At 70.6% G+C, this 12,123-nt stretch carries 13 protein-coding genes; 6 read left to right on the forward strand and 7 right to left on the reverse strand.

Annotation, left to right across the window (positions count from 1 at the left end; all coding sequences use genetic code 11):
* The first annotated feature begins 44 nt into the window (after positions 1–44).
* From LR394_RS22155 to LR394_RS22165, 3 genes are read left to right on the forward strand one after another with little or no spacing between them, the layout of a single operon-like run.
* A complete protein-coding gene (locus LR394_RS22155; RefSeq protein WP_231444982.1) occupies positions 45–902 on the forward strand; it encodes a biotin--[acetyl-CoA-carboxylase] ligase in 858 nt (285 codons plus the stop codon).
* Positions 903–909: 7 nt separating this feature from the next.
* Entirely contained in the window at positions 910–1,503 is a 594-nt protein-coding gene (locus tag LR394_RS22160) for a PH domain-containing protein (RefSeq protein WP_231444984.1), read from the forward strand.
* Positions 1,503–2,480: an adenylate/guanylate cyclase domain-containing protein gene (locus LR394_RS22165; RefSeq protein ID WP_231444985.1), complete on the forward strand. Its 978-nt coding sequence runs from the start codon at positions 1,503–1,505 to the stop codon at positions 2,478–2,480. The genes LR394_RS22160 and LR394_RS22165 overlap by 1 nt, the downstream gene beginning before the upstream one ends.
* Before the next feature lie 220 nt (positions 2,481–2,700).
* On the opposite strand, the gene LR394_RS22170 is transcribed toward LR394_RS22165, so the two are convergent.
* A complete protein-coding gene (locus LR394_RS22170) occupies positions 2,701–3,354 on the reverse strand; it encodes a GtrA family protein (RefSeq protein WP_231444987.1) in 654 nt (217 codons plus the stop codon).
* A 481-nt stretch (positions 3,355–3,835) separates the two neighbouring features.
* Between LR394_RS22170 and LR394_RS22175 the strand changes: the two genes are divergently transcribed.
* Both LR394_RS22175 and purE read left to right on the forward strand, forming a co-directional pair.
* Positions 3,836–4,987 carry a 5-(carboxyamino)imidazole ribonucleotide synthase gene (locus LR394_RS22175; RefSeq protein WP_407937102.1) on the forward strand — a complete coding sequence of 384 codons (1,152 nt, stop codon included), beginning with the start codon at positions 3,836–3,838 and terminating at the stop codon, positions 4,985–4,987.
* Positions 4,988–5,001: 14 nt separating this feature from the next.
* Positions 5,002–5,577 carry a 5-(carboxyamino)imidazole ribonucleotide mutase gene (gene purE, locus LR394_RS22180; RefSeq protein ID WP_231444991.1) on the forward strand — a complete coding sequence of 192 codons (576 nt, stop codon included), beginning with the start codon at positions 5,002–5,004 and terminating at the stop codon, positions 5,575–5,577.
* Positions 5,578–5,813: 236 nt separating this feature from the next.
* On the opposite strand, the gene LR394_RS22185 is transcribed toward purE, so the two are convergent.
* From LR394_RS22185 to LR394_RS22210, 6 genes are all read right to left on the reverse strand, one after another.
* The gene (locus LR394_RS22185) at positions 5,814–6,215 is read right to left on the reverse strand and encodes a RidA family protein (protein WP_407937103.1); all 402 of its coding nucleotides are present in this window, start codon (positions 6,213–6,215) and stop codon (positions 5,814–5,816) included.
* Between the two features lie 56 nt (positions 6,216–6,271).
* Positions 6,272–7,672, reverse strand: coding sequence for an LCP family protein (locus tag LR394_RS22190; RefSeq protein WP_231444994.1), 1,401 nt, complete (start codon positions 7,670–7,672; stop codon positions 6,272–6,274).
* The gene (locus LR394_RS22195; protein WP_231444996.1) at positions 7,669–8,112 is read right to left on the reverse strand and encodes a CoA-binding protein; all 444 of its coding nucleotides are present in this window, start codon (positions 8,110–8,112) and stop codon (positions 7,669–7,671) included. The genes LR394_RS22190 and LR394_RS22195 overlap by 4 nt, the downstream gene beginning before the upstream one ends.
* Positions 8,113–8,300: 188 nt before the next feature.
* Positions 8,301–9,278 carry a UDP-glucose 4-epimerase GalE gene (galE, locus tag LR394_RS22200; protein ID WP_231444998.1) on the reverse strand — a complete coding sequence of 326 codons (978 nt, stop codon included), beginning with the start codon at positions 9,276–9,278 and terminating at the stop codon, positions 8,301–8,303.
* A gap of 84 nt (positions 9,279–9,362) precedes the next feature.
* Positions 9,363–10,205 carry an endonuclease/exonuclease/phosphatase family protein gene (locus tag LR394_RS22205; RefSeq protein ID WP_231445000.1) on the reverse strand — a complete coding sequence of 281 codons (843 nt, stop codon included), beginning with the start codon at positions 10,203–10,205 and terminating at the stop codon, positions 9,363–9,365.
* Complete coding sequence (locus LR394_RS22210) at positions 10,189–11,100, reverse strand: phosphotransferase (protein WP_231445002.1); 912 nt, start codon at positions 11,098–11,100, stop codon at positions 10,189–10,191. Before LR394_RS22210 ends, LR394_RS22205 begins: the two co-directional genes overlap by 17 nt.
* Positions 11,101–11,139: 39 nt before the next feature.
* On the opposite strand from LR394_RS22210, the gene nudC reads away from it, so the two are divergent.
* A complete protein-coding gene (gene nudC / locus LR394_RS22215) occupies positions 11,140–12,054 on the forward strand; it encodes an NAD(+) diphosphatase (protein ID WP_231445004.1) in 915 nt (304 codons plus the stop codon).
* The last annotated feature ends 69 nt before the right edge of the window (positions 12,055–12,123 follow it).

Here is a 12,123-nt window from a genome sequence, read left to right on the forward strand (position 1 = left end):
GGTCGGATCGGGACGCAGATCACAGCGGTCCTATCCTGGGCGGCATGTCGCAAGGTGCCTGGGAAGACCTCGAACGCCCCCCGCTGCGGCAGAACGCGCTGGCCAAGGCGCTGACATCGGGCCCGGACGCCTGGCGCTCGGTAGAAGTGGTGGCCGAGACCGGATCGACCAACGCCGACCTGGTGGAGCGGGCCCGTCAGGGGGAGGCCGCCGGTGCGGTGCTGGTCGCCGACAGCCAGAACGGTGGACGGGGACGCCTGGGTCGCGTCTGGTCGGTACCCCCGCGGTCGGCGCTTACGTTCTCGGTGCTGCTGCGCCCCACCGCCCCGAAAACCAGCTGGAGCTGGCTGAGCCTGGTGAGCGGGATCGCCGTCACCGATGCGCTGATCCGGGTCTGCGGGCTCCCGGCCACGCTGAAATGGCCCAACGACGTACTGCTGCCCGCCGCCGGCCTGCCCTCCCCGAACGGCTACGCCGGGGACAAGCTGAAGGTCGCGGGGATCCTGGCCGAAGCCGTGGACGACGCCGTGGTGATCGGGATCGGCCTCAACGTCAGCCAGAACGCCGACGAGCTGCCGGTCCCCACCGCCACCTCGCTGCATCTGGCCGGCTCGGCCACCACCGACCGCGACACCGTTCTGCGGGCTGTCCTGCGATCGCTCTCCCGCCGATTGGCCGAGTTCGAGACGCAGGGCCCCGACGGCCTGGCCGCTACCTATCGTGAACGCTGTTCCACCATCGGTCTCGACGTCCGGGCCGAGCTCCCCGGCGGCGTCTCGCAGGTGGGTCTGGCCGACGGCGTGGACGAGGGCGGCCGGCTGCTGCTGCGCCTGCCCGACGGCTCGTCCCAGGCGTTGTCCGCCGGGGACGTGGTGCACATCCGCAACCCGGAAACGGCATGATCAGGGCATGGGCTTCCCAACGCATCTGCTGGCCGACGACGAAGAACTCGTTCTGGTACTGCGCCGTCACATCAAGGTCATCGCCTGGCCGATCCTGCTCCTGCTGCTGATCCTCGCGCTGGTCGGGGCGAGTTTCCTGCTGGACCAGCCGCTGGTCACGCTGATCGCCGCCGGCATCGGCCTGCTCGCCGCCCTGCGCTGGGTGCTCTGGCCGATCGTGGTCTGGTGGAACGAGATCTACGTGCTCACCACCAAGCGGCTGATCCTGCGCCGCGGCGTGTTCAACCGCTCCGGCCACGACATGCCGCTGTCCCGGCTCAACGAGGTCTCCTTCGAGCACAGCCTGATCGAGCGGATGCTGGGCTGCGGCACGCTGAAGGTGGAGAACGCCAGCGACGGCGGCCCCCTGGTGCTCACCGACATCCCCAAGGTCGAGCTGGTGCAGCGCTCGCTCTACGAACTGGCCGACGACCTGCGCGGAGTGCGCGGCGGCCCGCTGGACGCCTCGGTCGCCCGCAACCTGGACGAGGCCTTCGACGACGAGTACCGCTACCGCGGGCCGGCTGCCGCCGACACCCCGGAAGACCCTAGGCGCCGCTGATGATCGGCCGTGAGGAGTTCACCACGCACCTGCGCGGCGGCCCCTGGACGCTTCGGCGCCGGGAGGTGGCCAAGCGGGTCGGCGTCTCGTTGCTGTCGGCCCGCAAGATCTGGCGCGCCCTGGGCTTCCCGGGGGTGGACGACGACGAGGTGGCGTTCAACGAGACCGACACCAAGGCCCTGGGCATCGCGGTCGGGATGGTCCGGCACGACCTGATCGACGAGGAGACCGCGATCGCCTGCGCCCGGGCGCTGGGCCAGAACACCGACCGGCTGGTCTCCTGGCAGATCGACGCGCTGCTGGAGTACCTGGCCGCGCGGAGCCCGAGCGGCCAGCCGGAAGACCCGCTGAAGCTGATCGAGCAGCTCACCCCCGAGCTGGAGGAGCTGCTGCTGTACTCGTTCCGGCGGCAGCTGGCGGCCTCGATCAGCCGGATCGACGCCTCGTCCGGGCGCCCGGCCGACGCGGTCACGGTGTGCTTCGCCGACCTGGTCGCCTACACCCGGCTCTCGCGCCGGCTGCCCCGCCGTGAGCTGTCCCGGCTGGTGCAGCGGTTCGAGGGGCTGGCCTCCGACGTGGTCACCGCCGGGGGTGGGCGGGTGATCAAGACGGTGGGCGACGAGGTGCTGTTCATCGCCACCGACGCCACCAAGGCGGCGCTGATCGCGCTGTCGATCTCGGCCCGGATGGCCGACGACGACCTGGTGCCGGACGTGCGGGTGGGGATGGTGCACGGGCCGGTGCTGCGCAGCCTGGGCGACGTGTACGGGACGACGGTGAACCTGGCCAGCCGGCTGACGTCGCTGGCCGAGCCGGGCACGGTGGTCACCGATCCGGGTACGGCCAAGACGCTGGAGGACCATCCGGGCATCGAGCTGGTCGCGCAGCGGCCCCGGCTGGTGCGCGGGTTCGGGCAGGTGCAGCCGTTGCTGGTGGCCCCGATGGGGATCAGTGAGCAGCTGATCAAGGTCGACTGATCAGGGACGCTCGTACCCGGCGTAGGCGCGCGGGCGCGCCTTCGGTGCCCAGAGACGTCCGTTGCTGATGTTGAAGGTGCGCCGGCGAACGGGAGTCTTTACGGACGTCCGTTGCTGGGTGGCGTAGGCGTGCTGGCTGGCGGGAGTCTTTACGGACGTCTGTTGCCGGAGTTGGTGCGCCGACCGGCGTAGGCGGTCCGGACGTCCTCAAATGAGGACGTCAGAAGCTGGTGTGGCTCTCCCGGCGCGGCGGGGGCGAGAGGTCCAGGTGGCTGTTGCGCGCCTGCCCCGGCACCTCCGGACCGCCTTCCGGCTGCCGGTGCTCGGCCCGGTCGTGCTCCTCGGCCAGGTCTTCCGCGATCGCCTCGGGGGTGCCGGGCGGGGTCGGGTCCTGGTCGGTGTGCTGGTGGTCGTGGGTGAACACGAACGTGCGGTACGCCCAGAACCGGAACAGCGTGCCCAGCCCCAGGCCGATCACGTTGCCGGAGATGTTGTCGGCCAGCGGCGAGTCCAGGTCCAGGATGTAGCGGGAGAAGCCCAGGCAGGCCAGCGAGATCGCCAGGCCGGCCGCGTTCATCACCCCGAACAGCACGAACTCGCGGCGCACGGAGGCCCGGCGGCGGTGCCGGAACGTCCAGTAACGATTGCCCAGCCAGGCCACGACGGTGGCCACCAGCACCGAGATGGTCTTGGCGGTGAGCGGCTTGTGGTCCAGCCCGACCGCCTCGCCCACCGCGGTGTGCAGCAGCAGGTTGAACACGCCGGTGTCGACCACGAAGGCGACCCCGCCCACCGCGCCGAACTTCACGACCTCGCGGTACAGCAGGTCGACCGAGCGGCGCAGCCGGGTGAAGAGGGCGGTATCGGCGGACATTGGGCTAACAGTGCCACGGGTAGCTGAGGAACGCCCAATGCAGGTGACACCGCGGGGACGGGACAGGGCGGCGGCTGACCGGCAGTGATCGATTCGCTGCGGGACGGGTCGGCGCTGAGCTGTTCGGGTCCGGGTGCGGCGCCAGGGCCGAACGGGTGGACCAGGCTGCCGACCGGCCCGAATCCGGCTGCGGGGCGGGCTCTCTGATCGGCATCTGGCTATTCCTGGCCTCCGGGCAAAACCCACCCGCCCGGGAAGACACGCCAAGTTTTCCGACCGGTTGAGACCGGTGCAGCACCCGTTCATCTCCTGAGTCGAGACCCGTTCCGCACGGTCGCCGCAGGCCTTCGCCTCTTGCCTCGTTACTCTGACCGCCGTGGTCTCGACTTCTCCTGACGCTTCCGGCGCCGTCCCCGCCGCCGACGGTGCGGCTGCTCCCTTCGGCGCGGTCCGGCTTACCCCGCTCACCGCCGCCGACCCCATTCCCGGCGGCTTCCCGACCGTGGGCGTGATCGGCGGCGGCCAACTCGCCCGGATGATGCAGCCCCCGGCCGTTGCCCTGGGCGTGCGCCTGCGTGTCCTGGCCGAGTCGGAGACTGGCAGCGCAGCCCTGGCCATCCATGAGGCCCCGGTCGGCGACCACCGCGATCTGGCCACCGTCACGCAGTTCGCCAGCCAGTGCGACGTCCTTACGTTCGAGCACGAGCACGTCCCCGGCCCGATCCTGGAGAAGCTGATCGCCGACGGGGTCCCGGTGCGCCCGGGCCCGGCCGCGCTCGGCTTCGCGCAGGACAAGCTGGCGATGCGGACGAAGCTGACCGAACTTGGCCTGCCCTGCCCGAGCTGGGCCCAGGTCCGGACCTGGGAGGAGCTGCAGGCCTTCGCCGAGACCGTCCCGGGCGTGGTGCTGAAGACGCCGCGCGGGGGGTACGACGGCAAGGGTGTGCTGGTACTGTCGGAAAGCACGGCCGACACCGCGCGCAACTGGCTGGACCGGGCCGGGCCGGACGGGCTGCTGGCCGAGGAGAAGGTGGCCTTCACCCGCGAGCTCGCGGCGCTGATCGCCCGTAGCCCTTCCGGTCAGGCGGCGGCCTGGCCGGTGGTGGAGAGCACCCAGAAGGACGGGATCTGCCACGAGGTCATCGCGCCCGCCCCGAACCTGACCCCGGAGCAGGCGGCCGAGGCCACCAGCGTCGGCCTGCGGATCGCCGGGGAGCTCGGCGTGGTGGGTGTGCTCGCGGTCGAGCTGTTCCAGACCGAGGACGGCCGGATCCTGGTCAACGAGCTGGCCATGCGCCCGCACAACTCCGGCCACTGGACCATCGACGGCGCCGTGACCAGCCAGTTCGAGCAGCACCTGCGGGCGGTGCTGGACCTGCCGCTGGGCGAGGTGCGGGCCCGGGCACCGTGGACCGTGATGGTCAACGTGCTGGGCGGCGAGTACGAGGACCTGTACCGCAGCTACCTGCACGTGATGGCCCACGACCCGGGCGTGAAGGTGCACATGTACGCCAAGGAGGTCCGGCTGGGCCGCAAGATCGGGCACGTGACGGTCTGCGGTGACGACCTGGACGACTGCCTGGAGCGGGCCCGGCACGCCGCGGCGTTCATCCGTGGCGACATCGACGAGTGAGTGGGGTTGTGGAAATGACCGGTAAGCCGTTGGTCGGCCTGGTGATGGGCTCGGACTCGGACTGGCCGACGATGGAGGCCGCGGCGCTGGCTCTGGAGGAGTTCGGCGTGCCGTACGAGGCCGACGTGGTCTCGGCGCACCGGATGCCGCAGGAGATGATCGCCTACGGCGCGGCCGCGCACGAGCGGGGGCTGCGGGTGATCATCGCCGGGGCCGGTGGAGCTGCTCACCTGCCGGGGATGCTGGCCAGCGTCACGCCGCTGCCGGTGGTCGGCGTGCCGGTGCCGCTGAAGTACCTGGACGGGATGGACTCGCTCCTGTCCATCGTGCAGATGCCGGCCGGGGTTCCGGTGGCCACGGTCTCGATCGGCGGCGCCCGTAACGCGGGGCTTCTCGCGGTCCGCATTCTTTCTGCCGGGGAAGGCGAATTCGCTGCGGGCCTGCGAACCAAGCTCGTGGAGTTCGCCGGGAGCCTGCGTGATGTGGCCACGGCCAAGGGCGAAAAGCTAAGGGCCAGAACTAAGGACGCTTCGGCCCAGAACGCCTCCACCGTCCAGTCCCGTCCCACCACGGGTTTCTCGGCCAGTTGAGGCCGTGATCTCAGAGCCTGCCCGAATCGGTGACACACCGGCTTGTGGCGAGGCGGCTCACCAGCTTTGACGTCGCTCCGGTGCGGAAACCCACCGGCAGAGAACCGAAACGTGTACACCTGGCCCATCTGTTGCCCGGTGAACCAGGTGTACACACCTCACGGTTCCTCTGGAACTCGAGCTCAGCGAAGGCCCGTAGCCACGGTCGCGGCTACGGGCCTTCGCTCAGGACAGGATCAGGCGGGATCCAGAACGGCTGCTACGGCTTCGATCTCGACCAGCTGATCGTCGTAGCCGAGCACGGTGACGCCCATCAGGGTGCTCGGCACGTCGTGCGCACCGAACTCGTTGCGGACCACTTCCCAGGCCCGGCCCAGATCGGTCTGGGAGGACGAGGCGACGAGCACCCGGGTGCTGATCACGTCCTGCAGAGTGGCCCCGGCGTCGGCCAGGGCGGTGTGCAGGTTGGCCAGGCACTGCGCGGCCTGGGCCGCGTAGTCGCCCACCCCGACGACGGAGCCGTCGACCGCCAGCGGACACGCTCCGGCCAGGAAGATCAGCCGCGATCCGGCCGGCGCGGTGGCGGCGTACGCGTACTCGGCCACGTCGGACAGCGAGGGCGAGCGGATCAGCCGCACCGCAGTAGCGCCCGCCCCCGAACCAACACCAGAGCCTGAGCCGGCGTCGGGGTTCGTCACTTGGACGCTTCCTTCTGCTCCTCGGCCATCGCCCGCAGCGCCTCGGTGTCGTCGTTCTTCAGGGCGGTGAACATCTCCAGCGCCTTCTCGGTGTCCCACTTCACCGCGGACATCCCGTTCACCCGGTAGTCCGCATTGCCGATCGGCACGGTCATCGACAGCCCGTCGTTGCCCGAGACCGCGCGCATCGCCAGCACGAACTTGGTCAGCGCGATCGGGCCGGTGGACTCGTCCACGGTGAGCGCGCCGCCGCCGGCCTTGGCCGCGGGGATGGCCCGCCAGGGCTGGATGATGGTGGCGGGGGAGAGGGTCTTCTTGGCGATCGCGGCCAGGGTCTCGCGCTGCCGCTCCACCCGGCCGAGGTCACCGCGGGGGTCGCTGTACCGGGCGCGGGCGTAGCCGAGGGCGGTCTTGCCGTCCATCTCCTGGCAGCCCTTCTTCAGGTTGATGTGCGCCTTCTTGTCGTTCATGTCGCGCTTGGGGCACAGTTCCACCCCGCCGACCGCGTTGACGATGTTGGCGAAGCCGCCCAGACCGGTCTCGATGTAGTCGTCGATCTTCACCCCGCCGACCTCTTCGAGGGTCTTGATCAGCAGCGTGGGCCCGCCCATGGCGTAGGCGGCGTTGATCTTGTTGCTGCCCTTGCCCGGGATCGGCACGTAGGAGTCGCGCGGGACGCTGATCAGCACCGTGGGGCCGTCGCCGTCGGGCACGTGCAGCAGCATGATCGTGTCGGTGCGCTGCCCGGCCACCGAGCCGGTGCCGAGGTCCTTCTTCTCGTCGTCGCTCAGGTCGTCGCGCGAGTCGCTGCCGACCACCAGATAGGTCCGGCCGGGAGTGTCCTCGAGGTTCGAGCCCTCCTGGGCCGGGCCCACCGCGTCCACCCGGTTCAGGCTGGTCCAGGCGGTGAATCCGAGGATGATCGGGTAGGCGATCAGCAGCCCGACCAGCACCAGCACGACCAGCCGGGGCCGCAGCCGCGGCATCCGCCGGGGCGCCGACAAGCCCGAAGGCCGTCCCGGGCCACCGGGCCCACCCGGCCCGCGATCACCCGGACCACGGCCCCCCGGACCACGCCCACCCGGACCGCGCCCGCCGGGGCCGGCACCCGAGCCGGAGCCCCGACCGTCGGCGTAACCACGCCCGTCGTCATAACCGCCCCGCGAGGCAGCCCCGTAAGGCTCGTCCCGCTCGTCCACGTACTGCCCGTACTGCGCCTGCGGATCGGCCCCGCCGTGCTGCCGGTACATGTCGCCGACCTCGTCCTCCTCCGACCAGGAGGGCTGCTGCGGCCGGCTGCTGCGCGGACCTCGCCCGGCCGCCTCGTCGGGCGACCAGAACTGCACCGGGTCCTCGTCGTGCCCGCCCCGGCCCCGGCGCGGATCGTCGTTGCTCATGCCACTCCCAGTCGCGGTGCCTCGATAGCGGGGCAGGTGTTCATGACCACGTCCAGGCCCGCCGCCGCAGCGCGGGCCGCAGCCGCCTGGTCGATCACGCCGAGCTGGAGCCAGACCGCCTTGATCCCCAGCGCGATCGCCTCGTCGACCACGTCACCGACCAGCGCGCTGTTCACGAACAGGTCGGCCACGGCGATCGGGCCCTCGGCGGCCTGCGCCTCGCTCAGCGTGCGGTAGCCCCGCGCGCCGTGCACCGTCTCGGCCTTGGGGTGCACCGGGACGATGCGCAGGCCGAGGTTCTGCATGTACCGCGCCACCCCGTAGGCCGGGCGCTCGCGGTTCTCGGACAGGCCGACCACCGCCCACGGGGCAGGGGTGGTCAGCAGGCGCTGCATCACCCCGGGATCGTTGCGGTGCTCTCTCGGCGAACCGGTCTCCATGGGCACAGTCTGCCCTGCGGGACTGACAATTTGCCGTGGGCCCACAGGGATCCGGGCAATCCGGACGGTACGTCAGGGCCCAACTACGCAGCGGCAGTCAAAGGTGCAGGGGCGCACCCAAAGGCGAGCAGGGCGCCTCCCCGCCACGAACTGCGGGTGAGGCGCCCTGCCGAGGCGCGCGGACGTCTTTACTTGGAGCTCACGGCCTGCCAGGCGGCCCAGGCCGAGGCGACCATGTCCTCCAGGCTGTGCCGGGTGTCCCACTCCAGGTCGCGCCGGGCCAGCTGGCCGTCGGCGACGATCTGCGCCGGGTCGCCCGGGCGCCGGTCGAGAATCTCCGGCTCGAAGGCGATCCCGGTGACCTTGGCGACCGCGGTCATGATCTCCAGCACCGAGGCGCCGCTGCCACTACCCAGGTTGTAGACCCGCTCGATCGGCTGCCCGGCCTCCATCCGCGCCGCCGCGGCCACGTGCGCCAGCGCGATGTCCTGCACGTGCACGTAGTCGCGCACGCAGGAGCCGTCCGGGGTGGGGTAGTCGTTGCCGCGCACCTTCGGGATCCCGCCGTCGGTGAGGGTTTTCATCACCAGGGGGAAGAGGTTGTGCGGGCTGACGTCGTAGATGTCGGGGTGGCCGGAGCCCACCACGTTGAAGTAGCGCAGCGAGGTGTGCGTGAGGTCGGAGACCTTACCCACGTTGCGCAGCAGCCATTCCCCGATGAGCTTGCTCTCGCCGTAGGGGGATTCGGGCGTGGTCGCGGTGGTCTCGGTGACCAGCTCCACGTCCGGGGTGCCGTAGACCCCGGCGCTGGAGGAGAACACGATGTTCTTGACCCCGACCTCGGCCATCACCTCGAGCAGGTGCTGGGTGCCCTGCACGTTCTGGGTATAGGTGTGCAGCGGGCGCTTCACCGACTCGCCCGCGTACTTGAAGCCGGCGCAGTGGATGACGCCGGTGATCGGGCTGCCGTCCGCCTCGGTCAGGGCCGCGCGCAGGGCGGCCCGGTCGAGGATGGAACCTTCGTGGAACCGCGTGCCGGAGCCGACGAATCCGCGGATGCCGGTCGAGAGGTCGTCCAGAACGGCGACCGACCGTCCCGACTCCTCGAGGCAGCGGGCGATGTGAGCACCGATGTATCCGGCGCCGCCGGTCACAAGCCATGTCATATCGTCAACCCTACCCATCGGCTCCGGCCAGCCGGTTCGCGGGCGGTCGGCGAAGAATCGCCAAACGTCCCTGATCGGGCGAAACTAGCGGGGGCGCAGGTCCAGATGCACCCGAACGGCACGATGGTCGCCGACCGGAAGATCACTCACGAGCTCTCCTCGGGCACTGATTCCCGGCGGCAGGCCGACCCCCAGCACGTGGTCGAGTTGTACCCCCGGACGCAGTGCGGGGAAGGTGGCACCGCTGACCAGGGGAGTCCAGCCGGTGGCCTGCTGTACCGGCAGCGGGGGCATGTTCAGATCGCCCAGCATCAGCACCGGCCCCGGCAGTCGCAGCTTGTTCAGCCAGCGCCGGATCCGGCGAAGCTGGCGCAGGTTCACCCCCGGTACGAAAGAAAGGTGAGTACAGACCACACTCACCCCGTTGGTCAGCACCGCCGCCAGGGCAACCCGAGGCTCGTCGCGTAGCCAGATCATCCGCCCGGGCACCGGCATCGGGAATCGTCCGGGAGAAGGGGCCAGCCGCAGCTCATGCCACTGCTTCACTTCCAGGCGCGACACCAGGCATACCCCGTACCGCGGAAGGGCGTCAGTGCTGAAAGGTACGTACTCGGAATTGGGGACGGGGTGCGAACCTTCCGCAGGGAGAGCGGGCTCCCAGCCCGGCTCACCGGGGGTACCCAGAACCGTGGGCGCGAATCTGGCGTACGGCGTCTGCATGGCCCGGGCGATCTCGGCGGTCTGGTCGACCAGCCCCGAGCGGGGCTGCGCGAAGTCGACCTCCTGGCAGGCCAACACGTCTACATCGAGCGTCCGCACCGCCTCGGCCAGTGCCTGCGGCCCGGCGTCGGTCCCCCGAGAGCTACGCCCGGAGGACAGGTTCAGAGAGGCGACCTTCAGGGGAGAGCCTTCACCAGGGCTGGTCACCGACTCCGGCCTCAAGGTCGGCCAGCATCTGCACCGCGTCGTCCACGATCCCCGCGTCGTCGGTGTGGACCCCGTGCAGCAGCCACCGGGCGATCGCGAACTCCCCGGACAGCCGGGCCCGCCGGCGCAGGTCGACGTCCACTGCCTCGCCGCGCGCCTCCAGGTAGGCCTTGAACGCCACGGGCAGCACCGGCTCGGTCGCCCCGATCGACAGCCAGGCCAGGTCGTCGGCCGGATCGGCGACCCGGGTCTCGGACCACTCCATCACCCCGGTCACCGCCTCGCCCTCGGCCAGCACGTTGTCGCCGGCCAGGTCGCCGTGCACCACGCAGGGGACGAACCGCCAGGCGCCGACCTCCTCCACCGCGTGCTCCCAGCGGGTCAGCAGCCGGACGGGGGTAAGGCCGGTCGCCGCCACCCGATCCAGCTCGGCCAGTCGGCGGAAGCGGTACTCCTCGGCCGTGTAGATCGGCAGTCCGGCCTCTTCCACCAGGCGGGTGGGCAGGTTGTGGATGGCCGCGATCGCCTCGCCGTACGAAACCGCCAGCGCCGAGCGGTGCAGCAACTCCAGGGGGCGAATCGGCCTCCCCGGCAGTTTTCGATGGACCAGCGCGCGGCTGCCGTTGGGGAGCGCGGCCACCCCCTCGGCCTCTGGCAGACCGAAGGGGAGCCAGGAACGCAGCCGGCTGACCAGTTCGGACTCCGCGTCCAGGCGCATGCTGGCCACGTCGTTGCGGGGCGCGCGCACCACCCAGTGCCGGCTCAGGTTGTCCTCGATGAGGGCGGTGTCCACGTCGTCGGCGTTCGCGTCCACAGTCTGCGTGCGCATCGGCTCCAGTCCGTTGACCGCGGCGGAGGCGAGCGCTGCCAGAGAGAGCGGTGATCGGGCAGGCACCAGGTAACCGTAACCGCAGAACCCGATTAGGGTGCGGCTATGTCTCTGGAGCGTCTTTCCCTGTCCCGATCGACGCTCGACCGGGCGGCGGTCCGCCGCTCCGAACCGCAGTTGATCGAGACCCTGCTCGCCGACCCCCGCACCCTGGTCGCGTTGTTCCACGAGGGCGAGACCGCGATCTCCGCCCAGCCCACGCTGCAGCTGTGGGCCGCGAACTCGGTCAGTGGGCTGAAAAGCGAGTCCCCGTACTTCTTCCTGGGAGTAGACGGCGAGGGCCGGGGGTACCTCGCGCTCTCCGTGGCGGAGCGTCCGCCCACGCCAGAGGGGGTGCGCTGGGCCTCGCTGCGTGAGGTCGGCGCGCTGCTGGACGACACCGGCGCGGGCATCTTCACCACCGCCGTCGCGCTGATCGCCTGGCACCGTTTTCACACCCACTGCGCGAACTGCGGCACCGGCACGAACGTGATTCAGGGCGGCTGGGTGCGGTTGTGCCCGGCGTGCAGCCGGGAGCACTACCCCCGCACCGACCCGGCGGTGATCATGACCGTCGTCGGCCCGGACGACCGGGTGCTGCTGGGGCGGCAGGCGGCCTGGCCGGAACACCGTTACTCGACCCTGGCGGGCTTCGTGGAGCCGGGCGAGTCGCTGGAGGACGCGGTGCGCCGGGAGGTGGCCGAAGAGTCAGGTGTACTGGTCGGTGCGGTGCATTACCGGGGCAGTCAGCCCTGGCCGTTCCCGTCGTCGCTGATGCTGGGCTTCCGGGGCGAGGCGCTGTCCAGCGAGATCCGGGTGGACGAGGTCGAGATCGACGATGCGCGCTGGTGGAGCCGGGAAGAACTGCAGGCCGACATCAAGGAGGGCCGGCTGATCCTGCCGCCCGCCGTCTCGATCGCCCGCCGGCTGATCGAGGACTGGTTCGGCGCCCCGATCCCGGACGACCCGGCCGCCTGGTGAAGAACTGAGAACCAGAATTTGGGGACGTTTGCGGTCACCGGCGGCGGCGAAGGTCGCCGTCGGTGCGGG

This window comes from Kineosporia babensis (assembly GCF_021129305.1).
Lineage (GTDB): Bacteria > Actinomycetota > Actinomycetes > Actinomycetales > Kineosporiaceae > Kineosporia > Kineosporia babensis.